This window comes from Collinsella sp. CLA-ER-H3, from assembly GCF_040092425.1.
Classification (GTDB): domain Bacteria; phylum Actinomycetota; class Coriobacteriia; order Coriobacteriales; family Coriobacteriaceae; genus Collinsella.
Genome location: NZ_JBBNLP010000001.1, coordinates 101,362 through 117,010 on the forward strand (window position 1 = coordinate 101,362; position 15,649 = coordinate 117,010).

The following is a 15,649-nucleotide window of genomic DNA, read 5'->3' on the forward strand; positions in this document are numbered from 1 at the left end:
AGCTATCGTATGTTTGGGGTCGCACACGTCGTGCCCCGGAAACAGGAGTTCAATATGATTCTGACCGTTACCATGAACCCGTCGATTGATACGCGCTATCAGCTCGACAAGCTGATCATCGACGATGTTAACCGCGTGACGCCCGAAAAGACCGCTGGCGGCAAGGGTCTCAACGTGAGCCGAGTGCTGCTGCAGTTGGGCGACGATGTGCTCGCGACCGGCCTGCTCGGCGGCCACATGGGTGCCTATATGGCCGAGCTTATGGATGCCGACGGCGTCAAGAACGACTTTGTGCCCATTGCCGGTGAGACGCGCATTTGCCTGAATATTCTGCACGAGGGCAATCAGACCGAGCTGCTGGAGAGCGGCCCGCAGATCGCCCCGGCCGAGCTCGAGGCCTTTACGGCTAAGTTCGCCGAGCTTGCAGCGAAGGCGGACGTCGTGACGCTTTCGGGTTCGCTGCCGCGTGGCGTCGATGCCGGTTACTATGCCGAGCTCGTCAAGATTGCCGAGGAGGCGGGCGCCAAGGTGCTGCTCGACACCTCGGGTGCATCGCTGGAGGCCGCGCTGGAGTCCGACGCTAAGCCTGAGCTCGTAAAGCCCAACCTGACCGAGATCAACGGCCTGCTGGGTACGTCCTTTACGACCGACGATGTCGATGCCCTGCGCGAGGCGCTTGCCTCCGATGGCCGCTTTGCCGGTATTCCCTGGGTTGTCGTTTCGATGGGTGCTGCCGGTTCGGTGGGCTTCCATGAGGGCCGCGCGTTCCGCGCCAAGACGCCCGCGATTGCGGCTGTGAACGCGACGGGTTCCGGTGACTCGACCATCGCCGGCTTTGCGCATGCCATTGCTGCTGGTGCCGACGACGTCACGGTGCTCAAGACCGCCAATACCTGCGGCAAGCTCAACGCCATGGATCCCAAGACCGGCCACCTGGTCATGGACCGCTGGGACGAGATCTACAACAGCGTTGAAGTCGTAGAGTTGTAGCGGTTGCGACTCCTAATAGAATGAGCGTGGATAATCTCCCGCTTTTGGTGCCCATACGAGCTCAAAGTGGGAGATTTTCCACGCTCGAGTCATTAGTCGTCGGGGACGTTCTTTAATGACTAGTCGTTTAAGAACGTCCCCGACGACTACACTCAAAAACGGCGCCCGTCGGCGATGTTGCCGGCGGGCGCCGTTGTCTTGAAGACGAAATGATCCGTTTTCCTCCGTCCCCAAGGGATCCTTACAGCGAGTCAATAAAGCGCTGTTGGGCGGCGCGGCCGGCTTCGTCCCACTTAAAGACGCCGGCGTTGTCGAGTACGTGGCCAAACACCACGCCGACCTCCTCGTGCAGGATATCGATGGCGTTGTCGGCCGTAAGCTCGTCGGCGCGGCGGGCAAAAACGTCCTCGGCCCATGCGGCGTGGCTGCGGCAAAGGCCGTCGCCCTCGAGCGCGCTGGCAAGGTCGTAGTTGGTATCGGCTTTGGCCGCCAGCAGGTGCTCGCGGACAGCGCCGAGCTCGGGAACCAAGCGCGGCGGCAAAATCGCCAGACCCATGACCTCGATCAGGCCGATGTTCTCCTTCTTAATGTGGTGATACTCGGCATGCGGGTGGAACACGCCCAGCGGATGCTCGTCGGTCGTGATGTTGCAGCGAAGCGCCAGGTAGGCCTCGTAGATTTCGCCGCCGGCATTGCCGCGGGAGTCGACGCGGCGGATGACGGGCGTCACGGTGTTGTGGGCCACGCCATCGGCTGTGTGCGCGATGACGCCCACCGATTCATCGGTCCACTCGCGCCAGGCGAGGATAATCTTCTCGGCAGCGTCGAGCAGCTGAGCGCGGTCATGCGAGCGTAGGCGCAGCACCGAGAGCGGCCACTGCAGCACGGTACCGCTGACCTGGTCAAAACCGGGCACGCTAAACTGCGAGACCTCGGCGGCGTGCATCATGGGGAACTCGTGCGCGCCGCCCTGGAAGTGGTCGTGCGAAAGAATCGAGCCGCCCACGATGGGCAGGTCGGCGTTAGAGCCGATGAAGTAATGCGGGAACAGGTCCACAAAATCGAGCAGGCAGGTCAGGCCTTTGCGGTCGACGTGCATCGGACGATGCTCGGAGCTCATGGCAATGCAGTGCTCGTTAAAGTACGCGTACGGGCTGTACTGGAAGCCCCAGCGCTCGCCGTCGAGCTGGATGGGGATAACGCGCAGATTCTGGCGGGCGGGGTGAGCACCGCCGTCGGCTGCGGCGGAGCGTCCGGGGTAGCCCTCGTTTTCGATGCAGAGCTGACAGGCGGGATACTTCTCGCCCGTGTTTTTGGCGGCACCGGCTGCGGCAATATCGCGCGGGTCCTTTTCGGGCTTTGACAGGTTGATGGTGATCTCCAGGTCACCCCAGTTGGTGGAAGTGCTCCATTTGATGTTGCGCGCGATGGCGGCGCGGCGCACGTAACCGGCGTCACAGCACAGGCCGTAGAACCAGTCGGTCGCGGCGCGGGGCTCGTTGACGCCCATGCGGCCGTTGAATTCCTCGTTTACAACCGAAGGTCTCGGCATCAGCGCGCCCATGATGCGCATGGCGATGCGGTCGCGGCCCGATGCCGTGTCCTCGGCGGCACCGCTGGCAACGGCGACCTCGGAAAGCGCGGCAAGCGTGCCCTCCAGGTCAAAATCGGGGAGCGTATCGGGGTGCAAGAGCGAGAGCTTCTCGTTCTGCAGCGCCCAGGTCATGTTGAGCGCGGGACCCGTGGCGCCTATGCACTCCAGAATGGTGTTGTATGCCCAGATGCGATCGTCCTGGCCGATCATCGATCGGTGGATAGCGTATTCGATCAGGTTCTGCGCGGCCTCGCGCACGTCAGTCATTACAGCCATGCCGCGTAAGCCCCCTTGTCAGATATGGCGTAGTGACGGGCAGAGCCCTTGCCCAGCCAGCCGTTCATCTTGGTAATGAAGGTGTCGACCAGATCGAGCGGCACAAAGGCCTGGATGGTGCCACCAAAGCCGCCGCCGTGGATGCGGACGGCGCCGCGGCCGTCAAGCACATGCTCGGCAAGAGCAAGCGCGTACATGGAAGGTTGCTCGGCACCCAGTTTGGCAACAACGTTCTGCAGGTACATGGCAGAGCTGGCGCCGGACTCGCGCGTCAGGACCAGGAACTGGTCAATGTCACCGGCGTTCAGGGCCGCCCAGCGCTTATCGACCAGGCCGTTCTCGTACCAGTAGTGAACGGCGCGCAGGCAGGCACGGTCGCCCAGCTTGGCGCGCAGCTCGGGGAGCTTGGCGTCAAAATCGGCAACGTTTACCTCGCACAGGCGTGCCTTGCCAAACTCGGCGGCGACGTCTTGCATCTCGCGCGGAACGGCGGCGTAGTCGTCGGTGGCTGCCACGTGGTCGGCGCCGACCTTAACGAGCACGAGCGCATAGCCGTGATCCTCAAAGTTGAGCTCGAGCTTCTGGGTCTTAGGCTGAGCCTGGTCCTCAAAGTCCATGTAGGCAAGGCCGCCCAAGCAAACGGCGGCCTGGTCCATAAGACCGCAGGGCTTGCCATAGTAGTTGTTCTCGGTGCGCTGGCTCATCTGGGCGAGTGCGACGGGCTCAATTGCGGGTGAGCCCCAGAGGGTTTCCATGGCGCGGCCGTATGCCGCCTCGACAGCAGCAGAACTCGAAAGACCGCCGCCCGAAGGGACGGAGCAGGTAAAGGCAAAGTCGAAGCCCTTGGGCTCAACACCAAGCGCTGCGACCTCGTGGGCCATACCACGCACGAGGCTTGCGGACGTGCCCTTCTCGGACTCCTGAACATCCAGCGTGTCGAGCGTGATCTCAAACGTAGGATAGCCCTCGTCGGCGACACGGACCTTGTTGGAGTCGGTTGCCACGGCGATGCCGTCGACGGCGACATCGAGCGAGCCGGCGATAACGTGACCGCCCTCGTGATCGGTGTGATTGCCGCTGATCTCGGAACGCCCGGGCGCGTGTACGTAGAGCACCTGGCGGTCGCCGATGGGGCCAAACTCCTCCTCGAACAGCCTGGTGAGCGTGGTGAGTGTCTTTTCGTCGGGGGCGGTCATATGGGTCCTTTCCTTGACGCGGGAGAGATTGGTCCGTGTCATTATGAGTACGTTAACAATTTTGAGCACCACAAACCAGACGGTCGCAGCGCTGCACGTTAATAGGTATGTTAACGTACTCATAACACAACGCATATCTATTTCTGAGAATCTGGTAATCGGTAGATTTTCGGCCGTGAACGGTGTAGCCGTATGGACATATGGAGCAAAAGAACCGCTGATAGAAAAAGTAGAGTACGTTAACATGCGTCCGACGATAGCGGGCCTCGGTGCGGGGCGTGCTTCCGCTCGGGCCGACATTCACGCTATTCAGATCTTGCGAGAGCGAAGGTGATTTTGTGGCAAGGCGCCCTTCCAACGATACAGGTACGCGCCCGGTTTCCATGGCCGACGTTGCCCGCGCTGCCGGTGTTTCGCAGCAGACGGTTTCGCGCGTTGCCAACGGCCTTCCTAACGTCAACGAGCAGACGCGCCAGCGCGTGCAGGCCGCTATGCAAGAGCTCGGATTTCGTCCGAGTTATGCCGGTCGCTCGCTGCGCGACGGCCGTTACCATTCGGTCGGTCTGTGCGTCAACGATGTCACCAAGTTTGGCAACCTCTCAATGATCGACGGGATCGCCAGCGCTGCTCGCGAGCATAATTGCGCCATCACGCTGGTCGAGATGTCCAAGACCGAGGAGTTTTCGCTTGCCGAGGCCACGCGTCGTATGGCCGCGCTGCCCGTGGACGGCATCATTATCGGCATGAGCCGTATGGCTCCCGATTTTGAGACGTTCAATCCACTGCCGGGCATTGGCACGGTTATCGTCACCATGTACGCGCATCCGCGCGTGACCACGGTCGATTCCGACCATTACGGCTGCTCGCTATTGCTTATGGATCACCTGTTTGAGCTGGGACACGAGCAGATTCGCTATATCGGTGGCCCGTCGTTCTCGGTCGACGAGCAATTTCGTCGCGCCGGTTGGCAGGATGCACTCGAGCGTAAACACATCGAGCCGGCAGAGCCGCTCGAGGGCGACTGGTCTGCCAACAGCGGTTACGAGGCCGGCAGATATCTGGCCGAGAACGACCGCACCATGACGGCGATCTATGCGGCAAACGACCAGATGGCAAATGGCGCGATTGCAGCGCTGCGCGATAGCGGTCTGCGCGTGCCCGAGGACGTGAGCGTGGTGGGCGTCGATGACTCGCTCGACGACTTTGTCGCGCATAACGAGCTCACGACTGTGCGATTCGATCTGCATCAGCGCGGACGCGAGGTATTCGAGCATGCGGTTCCCGAGGCAGGTACGGCGGGCAAAACCGTTGCTATTCGTATTCCCGGCCAGCTCATCGTTCGACATACCACGGCAGCTCATCGCGTATAGTTTTTGCAGGTCAACGGCGGTATATTCCGCCTAAATAACAATCGGTAAGGTTGCCGGCAGATAGCTGTGGCTCTAAAGACGAGTGCTATGATAGACGAGCTCTTTTGTCTATCTAGGAGGCTTTGCCTGATGGAGATCACCAAGGATATCCGCTACATTGGCGTCAACGATCACGACATTGACCTGTTCGAGGGCCAGTACGACGTGTCCGAGAACGGTATGGCATATAACAGCTACGTTATCTTGGGCGATAAAATCGCTGTCGCCGATTCGGTCGACGCTGGCTTTGTCGACGAGTGGCTCGGTAACCTCGAGACCGTGCTCGATGGCCGCACGCCCGACTACCTGGTTGTCCATCATATGGAGCCCGATCACTCCGCCGGTATCGCCGCCTTTATGGAGCGCTATCCCCAGGCGCAGATTGTGGCCAGCATGGGTGCTTTCCGCATGATGGTCAACTACTTTGGCACCGACTTCCCCGAGCGTAAGATGGTCGTCAAAGATGGCGACGTGCTCGATCTGGGCGGTCACAGCCTGACGTTTGTCGGCGCCCCCAACGTGCACTGGCCCGAGGTGCTTTTCTCCTACGAGTCCACCGACAAGGTGCTCTTTAGCGCCGACGGCTTTGGCAAGTTTGGCGCCAACGACATCGAGGATCCCGAGGGCTGGGCTTGCGAAGCGCGCCGTTACTACTTTGGCATCGTGGGAAAGTTCGGCAAGTTTGTGCAGGCCGTGCTTAAGAAGGCCGCCAATCTGGACATCCAGATTATTTGCCCGCTTCACGGTCCTGTTCTTAGCGAGAACCTGGGCTATTACCTCGACACCTACAACACCTGGTCGAGCTATCAGCCCGAGGACGAGGGCATCACGATTGCCTATGCGAGTGTGTATGGTCATCTGAAGGCTGCCGTTGAGGAGCTCGCTTCTGCGCTCGAGGCCCGCGGTCAGAAGGTCTCCGTCTTTGACCTAGCTCGCGACGATATGGCCGAGGCGGTTGAGGATGCGTTCCGCTATGACCGTCTGGTGCTCGCTTCCATTACCTATCAGGGCGAGATCTTCCCGTTCGTGAGCACCTTTATCCATACGCTTGCCGAGCACGCCTATCAGAACCGTACGGTGGCACTCGTCGAGGCCGGCTCCTGGGCGCCCACCGCTGCCAAGGTTATGACCAAGGAGCTCGAGGGCATGAAGGACATCACCCTGGCGCAGAACAAGGTGACCGTGCTGGGTTCGCTCAACGACGCCTCGCGCGCTCAGATCGAGGTCCTTGCTGACGAGCTGTCCAAGTAGCGATATCTCGCTTTTAACGAGCAAAACCACCACAAAGGTACCTTTGTGGTGGTTTTTGTTTAAGCGCCGGCGATGACGAGATTCGGGCGGGCGTCGTCGGCGGTCTCGGCGATTGAGGTGGCGACGGCGCCATCGGGATCACAGTCCATCACGATGGTGTCGACGTCGGCAAGCTCGGCAAAACGATACATACCGCGTCCGTTAACCTTGCTGGCGTCCATGAGGGCGACGCTTTGATGGGCTGCGGCGATCATAGCCGTTTTGGTCTCAGCCATCTGGGGAAAGTCGGTCGTAAAGCCGCAGCCGGGAACAAAAGCTCCAGGGCACATGACGGCAAGATCGGCGTGGACCATTTGGAGCGCCTGCATAGTGAGCGGTCCGTACAGATAACGATGGCCTTTGCGCAGCGCCCCGCCCGGCATGACGACATCGACTGAGGGCATGCTCTCGTCGATGTAATCGGCAATGGTAATGTCGGCCGTGATGACGGTGATACCGTCGCGCTGATCGAGGAGCCGGACGAACTCGAGCGCCGTGGTGCCCGAGTCGACGAGCAACGTGTCGCCGTCACTGACGAGCTCGATGGCGCTTTGCGCGATGGCCTGCTTGGCGGCGACGTTGACATTGATGCGGCGATCCTGCGTGGAGACGGTTAGGCGTTTGTGGAGCGACACAGCGCCGCCATGTGTGCGGCGCAGCTTGCCTGCTTCGGCGAGCGCGTCTAGGTCGGCGCGGGCGGTGACGGAGGACACGCCAAAGGTCTGGGCGATTTCTGCTACCTGCACCGAGGCGTTATGCTCAAGCATCTCCATGATGGCGGCACGACGCTCATCGGCGAAGGCTCGGGTTGTTACATGGGCCATAGCTGCTCCATCCTCAACTGAAATTTGCAGGAATTGTGTTGAGTCCATTTTCGTTCATTTTCTTTTTGAGTAAGAAAACACCTTTCGATTACTTATCTTTTCTATAAAAGAAAGATGATTCGCTTGAAAACTGCAATGTCGTATAGAGGAATCCGGTGCGAATCTCTTCCGTTTGCTTTTCAAAAACGAGCGTCTTGACCTGTGTGCCGGTGATATCTCATGCGTGCGACACCATCGATTTTCATACAATGAGCGCAGCAAAACGCAAGGTAAAACGCCTTGTGAACAACTACGCCCGATGTCCGGATGCGGGCGAGGGAGAGGAGCAAACGCTCATGGCACTTGTTACCACCGAAAAGATGCTCAAGGACGCTCAGGCTGGCCACTACGCCGTCGGCGCGTTCAACGTCGAGAACCTCGAGTTTGTTATGGCCGTTCTGGCCGCCGCCGAGGAGACCAAGTCCCCCGTCATCATGCAGACCACCCCGGGCACCATCAAGACCGCTGGTCTGGACTACTTCTACGGTATGGTCAAGGCTGCCGCCGAGCGCGCTTCCGTGCCCGTCGCTCTGCACCTCGATCACGGCGATGGCTATGACCGCTGCATGCAGGCTTTCCGCACGGGCTACACCTCTGTCATGATCGACGGTTCGCACGAGTCCTTCGAGGACAACATCGCCCTGACCAAGTCCGTCGCCGACGCTGGCTGCGCCATGGGCGTGCCCGTCGAGGCCGAGCTCGGTAAGGTTGGCGGCAAGGAGGACGACGGTCCCGCGGTTGAGGGCGAGAGCCCCTACACCGATCCTGCCGAGGCTAAGGAGTTCGTCGAGCGCACTGGCTGCACCTCCCTCGCTATTGGCGTTGGCACCAGCCACGGTGTGTACACGAGCGATCCGCACATCGAGCAGTCCGTGGTCAAGGCCATCCGCGACGCCGTCGACGTGCCGCTGGTTCTGCATGGCACCTCCGGTGTGCCCGATGAGCAGGTCGCCGAGGCCGTGAAGAACGGCATCTGCAAGGTTAACTACGCTACCGAGCTGCGTCAGGCCTACACCAAGGGCTTCATGGCCTACATGGCCGAGAACCCCGCCTGCTTCGATCCCAAGAAGCCGGCCAAGGAGGGCATGCGTGAGATCACCGAGCTGGTTAAGATCCGCATGACCAACCTCAACTCCGTGGGCAAAGCAGAGTAACAGCAAGGGTACTCCGGCTCGCTACATATCCCGGGGAGGGACGAGGGCTTAGTCCCCCAATCGTCCTCGGGCATGCAAAAAGCCTCGCTGCGCACTTCGTGCGGCGAGGCTTTTTGCCCCCTGCGGAAAGATTGGGGAACTAAGCCCTCGTCCCTCCCAAGTTGACCTTCTCGAGGTCGTCGCCCTTGTGGCGTTAGGGCGGAAAAATAATAAGAAGCCTTCGCGCTGCGGAATGATTTTGGAAACTAAGTACGGGACCCGCCCAAGCCGTCCTGCTCAATCGCCCTTGTGGCGTTGGGGCTGAAAGGGTGGGGCGCGGGGGTTACTTGGTTGTTAGGGTTAGCAGGTCGTTGGGGGTTTTGAGGTTGTAGGTGGCGTTTGGGATGTCTTGGTGTGATCCCCATGCCGCTCTGGCAAAACTGACTCCTGCCGAAGTTGCGCATTGTTCGTCGTAGACGGTGTCGCCAACGTAGACGACGTTGCCAGGATTCGCGCCCGTACGCCGGAGATATTCGAGCATGGGAGCGGGTGCGGGTTTATGTTCGGTTGTGTCTTCGACAAGGATGATGTGCTCAAAATACTTATCGAAGCCAAGGGGTGCAATTTCTTCTGCGTATTCGTCGCGCGCGCGTGAGGAGACGATGCCAAGTTTGCAGCCGTTGTCGGAGAGTGTTGCGATAACTTCGTGCAAGCCGGGAAACACGCTGATGGTGCTTTTAAAGCTGGCAGCAACTTGGCACCAGCGATTCAACGTTGCCTGCGAGTAGATCCCAAGTTTCTCAAGGGCGTTCTTGCCGGGTATTCCGAGGGCAAATTCAAGCTCGTGTCGGGGAAGCGTTTTGCCGGTTTCTTCTTGGACAATCTGGCCAAGCGATGACAGCACGCTTTCTTCTGTATCTGCCAATGTCCCATCAACGTCAAACACGATATAGTCAAAGTACTTCATATAGTAGCTCCTATCCGTTGTTTGCCTGCAAGTTTGATGCAGTGACAGAAGAAGGGCTAGCGGGATTTCTGCCTGGTACTATCGAGATTCTGCCTCGCTGCTCGATAGCTCGAAGGAGTGCATCCCATTTGTTCTTTAAATACCTGGCCAAGATGGCTTGCTGTCGCAAAGCCGCATTGGCGCGCGACTGTCTGGACCGTTCGCGTGGTGTGTGCCAAAAGTTCGCAAGCACGGTTTACGCGGTATGCGCGCAGATATGCCGCCGGGGTCGTTCCTGCGCAAGCTTCGATAATGCGGTAACACTCTCTTTCGCTTACGCCGGCTGCAGATGCCATCTGGGGCACATCTATAGCGGCTGCATAGTTTGCGCGGATATAGTCCAGGATTGCCTTGAACTGTACGTCGCGGTTGGTCATCCAAGAGGCGTTGTCGGAGGAAAAGAGCGGTTCGGCCTTGGCGTAAATCTGAATCCAGAGCTCTGACAAGCTATTCCGAAGTGCCATCTCGTTCTGCGGCCGTTGAAGGTCGTGGTTAAAGGAACTCTTTAGCAAATCGATAAAGGGCATATCGTCGGGGTTGGTGGGCGACCATTTGAGCACATCGACGCCTCGACATTGCAGCAATGGGTTGATATAGCGCTTTTGAAGGCGTCCCGCGGGATCGCCGAGCATCGACGGCTGAAAGATATGCAACATTTGAATGGCTGGTGCCGAATTGGGTGATTGCAGCGTGCTGTGCAAAACGCCGCCGTTGATAAAGCCGGCGGACCCTTCCTCAAAGCGTACGTGCTCATGAGCCGCGCGCGTTCGATAGTCAATCGCTCCCTGCTCCATGTAGAAAAGCTCAACTTCGGAATGCCAGTGCCAGGGGACGGAATTGCCCGGATAGCGAGCGAATTCTGCGCGTTCGGCAATATAGGGCCAGTCTTCGGCGGTCTCGGGAAACGCTTCCTCGCGTCCTCCGCGGTGCAATTCTATGTGATCCATGTTTCGCATGGCATCAGTATAAAGCGCGATGGGCTTAGATTGCTCTTGCCTGTTCGGGGAACGCCTTGTCTAGGGATGCTTGGAGCTTTTCGAAGGATGCTCGTAAGTTGAGGCTCTGATCGGCTGAGCGCTTGGTTTTTGTGGTGGGGGAGTCGAGGAGGCCGTCTCTCTGTGTCGGGGGGAAGGAGAAAAGGTCTGCATGTTTTAGGGATGGCTGCTGTGCTGCGTCATTGGAAGAATGCATGCTTATGCGGCCTCCTCGATGTCCACCAAAAGATTGCGCACGGGTGTGCTGCTAGGTCCCGTGCGTTGGCAGTATTATGCCGCGGCTGCTGCAAAGAAGCGCTAAAGAAAGGCTTAATGAGGTTTGATGTAACCATGAAACCGCAGGTCATAGGTATTGAGTAACACTCTTGAAAGGTTTTGAGCTTAAGGGCTTTCTAAGGTTTGTGGCGCGGATGTGACTTGCCTGTGTGGGGCGTGTGGACGGCTCGTTCCTAGCGCTGCGGCTCTGCGGCCCGCACCTGCTCGATGACCTTTTCCATCGTGGCGTCGATGCGGTCTTTTTTGAGCTCGCATTCCCAGACGGTGATGGGCGTCCAGCCCATTTGGGTAAGTGCGTTGATGGCTGCTTGGTCGCGCTCGACGTTGCGACGGAACTTTGCCTCCCAAAACTCAACGTTGCGCTTGGGCTGGCTAGGGTTGCACTTGGGGCAGCGGTGCCAAAAGCAACCGTTGACGAAGATGGCGATCTTGCGCCCGGGGAAGGCGATGTCGGGCTTGCCGGGAACCTTCCATTCCAAGCGATAGCCCGTAAGGCCCGCGGCGCGCAGACGCTGGCGAACGAGCAGCTCGGGCTTGGTGTTGGCGCGCTTGTTGCCCTTCATGGACTTTTTTATGGCGGCGCGACGGCGGACCAGTTCGCGCTCGTCAGCGGAGAGGTCCGAGGTGTCGATGCCGTCCAGCAGGCCAGGCTTGGGGCGTTTTTTGCTACGGCGCTTAGGTGCGCGCTTGGGTTTGGTGGCGGGCTCATCGGTCGTGGTGGCCTCGGCGTCGTTGACAGCGCCGTTGGTCTCAAGCCGATCTTCCTTCAACTCAATCAGCGCATCGATAAGCCCTTTGTCGGCGGGCATCCATTTCACCGTGGCAAGCGAGGTGCGCGGAATCCAACGGATATCAAGCTGACGGTCATGCTTCTGGGGCTCGTCGGATTCATCGGCGAGCGAGCAGTAGTAGCACTCCATCGAGAGATGAAAATCGGGGTAGTCATACTCAACGGTGTAAAAATCGCGCAGGTTGGTGACTTTGACCTGCAGCTCTTCCATGAGCTCGCGGCGTACGGCGTCTTCGGGTGTCTCGCCGCGCATGAGCTTGCCACCGGGAAACTCCCAAAGTCCCTGCATGTCGCCATAGCCGCGCTGCACGGCAAGCAGCTTATCAGATCCATCCTTGCGAATGATCCCAGCGGCAACATGAACAGTCTTCAACAGGAGTCCTCTCTCAACATCAACGCGTGGCAGGCTAGCTACCCGTACCTTACACAACGGTAAGGCAAGCGTAAGCCATATCGATGGTAGCCGACTCGTCTTCTTGCGACTATAGATGCCGTAGACTAATCGCAAGAAAGGACTCGGTATGCAAACCACGCACATGGCGACCCCGGTACTGGAGGTCGCGCATCTCGAAAAAGTATATGGAGCGCTGGGCAACGTGACCCGCGCGCTCAACGACGTCAGCTTTACCGTCAACCGCGGCGAATTTGTTGGCATCATGGGCGCTTCGGGCTCGGGCAAGTCGACGTTGCTCAACTGCGTGTCGACCATCGATAGCGCCACAAGTGGCACGATCCGCATCAACGGGCAGGACGTAACACGCATGAAGCAGGCTAAGCTTTCGCAGTTCCGCCGCGAGGAGCTCGGCTTTATCTTCCAGGACTCCAACCTGCTCGATACGCTCACGGCACGCGAGAACATCGCCCTGCCGCTCACCATCGCCCGCACAAACTCGGCAGAGATCTCGACCCGAGTGCAGGATGTGGCCGCGCGTCTGTCCATTAGTCAGGTGCTCGACAAGTATCCCTACCAGATGTCCGGCGGTCAGCAGCAGCGCGTTGCCGCGGCTCGTGCGCTCGTCACCGACCCCACCATGATCATGGCCGACGAGCCTACCGGCGCCCTCGATTCCAAGAGCGCTCGCCTGCTGCTCGAGAGCCTGGAGGCCCTGAATCGCCGCCTGCGCGCCACGGTGCTCATGGTCACGCACGATAGCTTTGCCGCCAGCTACACGAGCCGTGTGCTGTTTATCCGCGACGGCAAGATCTTCACCGAGCTGCGCCGCGGCGACACCGATCGCCGAGAGTTCTTCGACCGCATTATGGAGGTCGTTGCCATGATGGGCGGTGAGGGCTACGAAGCTCTGTAAACTCGCTTGGGGCAACGTCCGCCGCGCCGGCCGCGACTACCTCGTCTACCTTTTGACGCTCACTCTGGGCGTCACGGTCTTCTATGCCTTTAACACCATCTCGATGCAGGTCGACATCGCCGGAATCGATGAAGAGGGCTTGGCGCAGGTTATGGGCAGCATGCTCGGCTACCTGACGTATTTTTTGGCCGGTGTCATGGCCTTTTTGATGGTGTATGCCAATAACTTCATCATGAAACGCCGCAAGAAGGAGTTTGGCCTGTACCAGGTGCTCGGCATGGGGCGCGGGCGCGTCGCCACGATCATGGCGCTCGAGACCGTGATAGTATCGGTCGTGGCCTTTGTCGCCGGCATTGTGCTGGGTGTGGGACTCTCCCAGCTCATGACGTTCTTTACGGCCTCGCTCTTTAAGACACAGATTGCCAATTTCCACTTCTTTTTCTCGGTGCATGCGTTCAACCTGACCCTTGCCTGCATGCTCGTAATGTTTGTGCTCACGCTACTGCTGAACCTTCGTGCCGTTCGTCGTACCAAACTCATCGAGCTTATGGGTGCCGAGCGTCGCAACGAGAGCATCAAGACACGCAACCCCTGGATCGCGATTGCCATTTTTGCCGTGGGCGTGGTGCTGGTGGGCGTGGCCTATTACCGTCTGCTGCGTGATGGATTCCCGCTAACCGCGACGGACAGCAAGCTGCAAGAGGCCATGAGCCAGTTTGGCATTACGACCGCTATGGTTACCGTTGGTACCTTTGCGCTGTTCTGGGGACTCTCGGGCATGCTTATCAAGCTGCTGCAGAGCCTGCGCAGCGTGTATTGGCGCGGCCTCAACATGTTTACCGTGCGTCAGCTTTCGGCCAAGGTCAATACGGTGTGCTTTTCGATGGGTGTCATCGCGATGATTCTGTTCCTCGCCATTACCTCGGTGACGTGCGGTATGTCGATCGCCAACGTGATGAACGAAAACCTGGAGCGCTATAACCCTGTTGACGTGTCTCAGACGTATGTCTATTACACGCCCGATACGCTCGACTACTACAAAGAGTATGTCAATCCGTCTGAGGCCGATCGCATGGTGCTGGCCGATACAACGGTCGATTTGTACTCCGCATGGCACGGCAAGGGCAAGTCGGCGGACAACAACGACGAGACCGGCAAGAAGGTCAATATCGCCGATGTTGCCGGTGAGCATGTGCAGATCGATTCGTATCTGAGTTACCCGTTTGGCGGTTCGAACCCTTCGGTGTCTGCGGGTGAGATGTGCAAGACCATGGGCAAAAGGCTTCCCAAGGCGCTCGGGGGTAGCAATGCCGATACGATGGGTCTGTTTGTGACGCCGGCAAGCCAGTACAACAAACTGCGCCAGATGATGGGCGAGGAGCCGGTGAGCATTGGCCGCGACCAGTACCTGCTTACGTGTGATATGGGCGGTGAGCTGGGCGACCTGTACACCAAATACATGGCCGGCGGCCATACCCTTACCTTGGGCGGGCATGAGCTCAAGCCCGCAACCGATAAGTCGGACAAGGACACGGCGGCCATCGCCAACTCGGCGATGGGCAGTAATCCGGGTACCGTCGTCGTTGCCGACGAGCTGTTGTCCCAACTTAATCTGCAGCCGTATTCCAGTAGCCTGCTCGTTAATTACAAACAGGGGATGGATACGACCGAGGCAGACGAGAGCATTAAATACACTGTGCTCGACAATCTGCTCGTTGACGGCAAGGAGCCGGGGTCATGGGGAATCTTCATCACACGCTCCGAGATGTACACGCAAGCAGCGCAAATGAACGGTCTTATTAGCTACCTAGCCATCTACATCGGCTTTGTATTGGTCGTTGCATGCGCGGCGATTCTGTCGATCCAGCAACTCTCCAACGTGGCCGACGGCAGCCGCAGCTATCGCGTGCTGGCGCAGATCGGCTGCGACGACCGCCAGATCCGCCATTCGGTGATGGCGCAGCAAGCGGTATTCTTCCTGTTCCCGCTGGCAGTGGGCCTGGCGCACTCCTTTGTGGCACTTAAGGTGATCATCGAGCTGGTGAGCATTTTCGGAAATATGAGCATCGGCGGCACCGTGGGCCTCACCTGCGCAATCTTCCTGGCAGCATACGGTGGCTACTTCCTGGTGACCTACCTCATGAGCGCCGGCATGGTACAAGCTGCCATCGCTACCCGCTACAGCGAGTAACAAGCGGGCAAAACGGTCGCAAAATCAGAGGCGTATGACCGCCGCGAAGGGACCAGGGGCCCTTTCGCGGCGGTTTTTGCCAATCTGGTGCGTCTCAGATACAAGTGAGTAGACTTTTTTGAACCTGCCGAGCACATCGCGACAAATGCTCAATAAAACCGCAGGTCAGAGCCGTGGCGTTTTAGGGTGTGCTTAGACTCCTGCAAAAAGCCTACTCACTTGGTTTTTCTGCTAGAAGACCGCCGCGAGGGAAGGCAACTCCCTTACGGCGGTTTGGACGTTTGCCCAGATAGTCGTTGGGGACGTCCCCAACGGCTACCCAAGGAGTGTCCC

At 58.9% G+C, this 15,649-nt stretch carries 12 protein-coding genes; 6 read left to right on the plus strand and 6 right to left on the minus strand.

The window, feature by feature from the left end:
* The first annotated feature begins 54 nt into the window (after positions 1–54).
* Positions 55–990: a hexose kinase gene (locus tag AAAX32_RS00505; RefSeq protein ID WP_349099574.1), complete on the plus strand. Its 936-nt coding sequence runs from the start codon at positions 55–57 to the stop codon at positions 988–990.
* Between the two features lie 241 nt (positions 991–1,231).
* Here AAAX32_RS00505 and AAAX32_RS00510 read toward each other — a convergent pair whose 3' ends face one another.
* Positions 1,232–2,860 carry a UDP-glucose--hexose-1-phosphate uridylyltransferase gene (locus AAAX32_RS00510; protein WP_349099575.1) on the minus strand — a complete coding sequence of 543 codons (1,629 nt, stop codon included), beginning with the start codon at positions 2,858–2,860 and terminating at the stop codon, positions 1,232–1,234.
* Positions 2,851–4,056 carry a galactokinase family protein gene (locus AAAX32_RS00515; RefSeq protein WP_349099577.1) on the minus strand — a complete coding sequence of 402 codons (1,206 nt, stop codon included), beginning with the start codon at positions 4,054–4,056 and terminating at the stop codon, positions 2,851–2,853. Before AAAX32_RS00515 ends, AAAX32_RS00510 begins: the two co-directional genes overlap by 10 nt.
* Positions 4,057–4,439: 383 nt before the next feature.
* On the opposite strand from AAAX32_RS00515, the gene AAAX32_RS00520 reads away from it, so the two are divergent.
* Complete coding sequence (locus AAAX32_RS00520) at positions 4,440–5,426, plus strand: LacI family DNA-binding transcriptional regulator (protein ID WP_195521222.1); 987 nt, start codon at positions 4,440–4,442, stop codon at positions 5,424–5,426.
* 129 nt (positions 5,427–5,555) lie between these two features.
* Positions 5,556–6,716 carry an FprA family A-type flavoprotein gene (locus tag AAAX32_RS00525; protein ID WP_040358947.1) on the plus strand — a complete coding sequence of 387 codons (1,161 nt, stop codon included), beginning with the start codon at positions 5,556–5,558 and terminating at the stop codon, positions 6,714–6,716.
* Between the two features lie 59 nt (positions 6,717–6,775).
* Here AAAX32_RS00525 and AAAX32_RS00530 read toward each other — a convergent pair whose 3' ends face one another.
* Positions 6,776–7,579: a DeoR/GlpR family DNA-binding transcription regulator gene (locus AAAX32_RS00530; RefSeq protein ID WP_195521208.1), complete on the minus strand. Its 804-nt coding sequence runs from the start codon at positions 7,577–7,579 to the stop codon at positions 6,776–6,778.
* Between the two features lie 335 nt (positions 7,580–7,914).
* On the opposite strand from AAAX32_RS00530, the gene AAAX32_RS00535 reads away from it, so the two are divergent.
* Positions 7,915–8,772: a class II fructose-bisphosphate aldolase gene (locus AAAX32_RS00535; protein WP_195521209.1), complete on the plus strand. Its 858-nt coding sequence runs from the start codon at positions 7,915–7,917 to the stop codon at positions 8,770–8,772.
* A 322-nt stretch (positions 8,773–9,094) separates the two neighbouring features.
* Here the strand turns inward: AAAX32_RS00535 and AAAX32_RS00540 are convergent, their stop codons facing one another.
* The 3 genes from AAAX32_RS00540 to vsr form a co-directional block, all read right to left on the minus strand.
* Complete coding sequence (locus AAAX32_RS00540) at positions 9,095–9,718, minus strand: HAD family hydrolase (RefSeq protein ID WP_217108190.1); 624 nt, start codon at positions 9,716–9,718, stop codon at positions 9,095–9,097.
* Between the two features lie 56 nt (positions 9,719–9,774).
* A complete protein-coding gene (locus tag AAAX32_RS00545; protein ID WP_158566328.1) occupies positions 9,775–10,704 on the minus strand; it encodes an AraC family transcriptional regulator in 930 nt (309 codons plus the stop codon).
* A gap of 497 nt (positions 10,705–11,201) precedes the next feature.
* Positions 11,202–12,191: a DNA mismatch endonuclease Vsr gene (gene vsr, locus AAAX32_RS00550; RefSeq protein WP_349099580.1), complete on the minus strand. Its 990-nt coding sequence runs from the start codon at positions 12,189–12,191 to the stop codon at positions 11,202–11,204.
* Positions 12,192–12,339: 148 nt separating this feature from the next.
* Here vsr and AAAX32_RS00555 point away from each other — a divergent pair, with 148 nt between their 5' ends.
* Together AAAX32_RS00555 and AAAX32_RS00560 are read left to right on the plus strand one after the other, a co-directional pair.
* On the plus strand, positions 12,340–13,125 hold the full coding sequence (locus tag AAAX32_RS00555) for an ABC transporter ATP-binding protein (RefSeq protein ID WP_349099581.1): 786 nt from the start codon (positions 12,340–12,342) through the stop codon (positions 13,123–13,125).
* The gene (locus tag AAAX32_RS00560) at positions 13,103–15,316 is read left to right on the plus strand and encodes an ABC transporter permease (protein WP_349099582.1); all 2,214 of its coding nucleotides are present in this window, start codon (positions 13,103–13,105) and stop codon (positions 15,314–15,316) included. Before AAAX32_RS00555 ends, AAAX32_RS00560 begins: the two co-directional genes overlap by 23 nt.
* The last annotated feature ends 333 nt before the right edge of the window (positions 15,317–15,649 follow it).

Coding starts and splice junctions, on each gene's coding strand:
- AAAX32_RS00505 (WP_349099574.1), top strand. CDS start 55: ATGATTCTGACCGTTACCATGAACCCGTCGATTGATACGCGCTATCAG.
- AAAX32_RS00510 (WP_349099575.1), bottom strand. CDS start 2,860: ATGGCTGTAATGACTGACGTGCGCGAGGCCGCGCAGAACCTGATCGAA.
- AAAX32_RS00515 (WP_349099577.1), bottom strand. CDS start 4,056: ATGACCGCCCCCGACGAAAAGACACTCACCACGCTCACCAGGCTGTTC.
- AAAX32_RS00520 (WP_195521222.1), top strand. CDS start 4,440: ATGGCCGACGTTGCCCGCGCTGCCGGTGTTTCGCAGCAGACGGTTTCG.
- AAAX32_RS00525 (WP_040358947.1), top strand. CDS start 5,556: ATGGAGATCACCAAGGATATCCGCTACATTGGCGTCAACGATCACGAC.
- AAAX32_RS00530 (WP_195521208.1), bottom strand. CDS start 7,579: ATGGCCCATGTAACAACCCGAGCCTTCGCCGATGAGCGTCGTGCCGCC.
- AAAX32_RS00535 (WP_195521209.1), top strand. CDS start 7,915: ATGGCACTTGTTACCACCGAAAAGATGCTCAAGGACGCTCAGGCTGGC.
- AAAX32_RS00540 (WP_217108190.1), bottom strand. CDS start 9,718: ATGAAGTACTTTGACTATATCGTGTTTGACGTTGATGGGACATTGGCA.
- AAAX32_RS00545 (WP_158566328.1), bottom strand. CDS start 10,704: ATGGATCACATAGAATTGCACCGCGGAGGACGCGAGGAAGCGTTTCCC.
- AAAX32_RS00555 (WP_349099581.1), top strand. CDS start 12,340: ATGCAAACCACGCACATGGCGACCCCGGTACTGGAGGTCGCGCATCTC.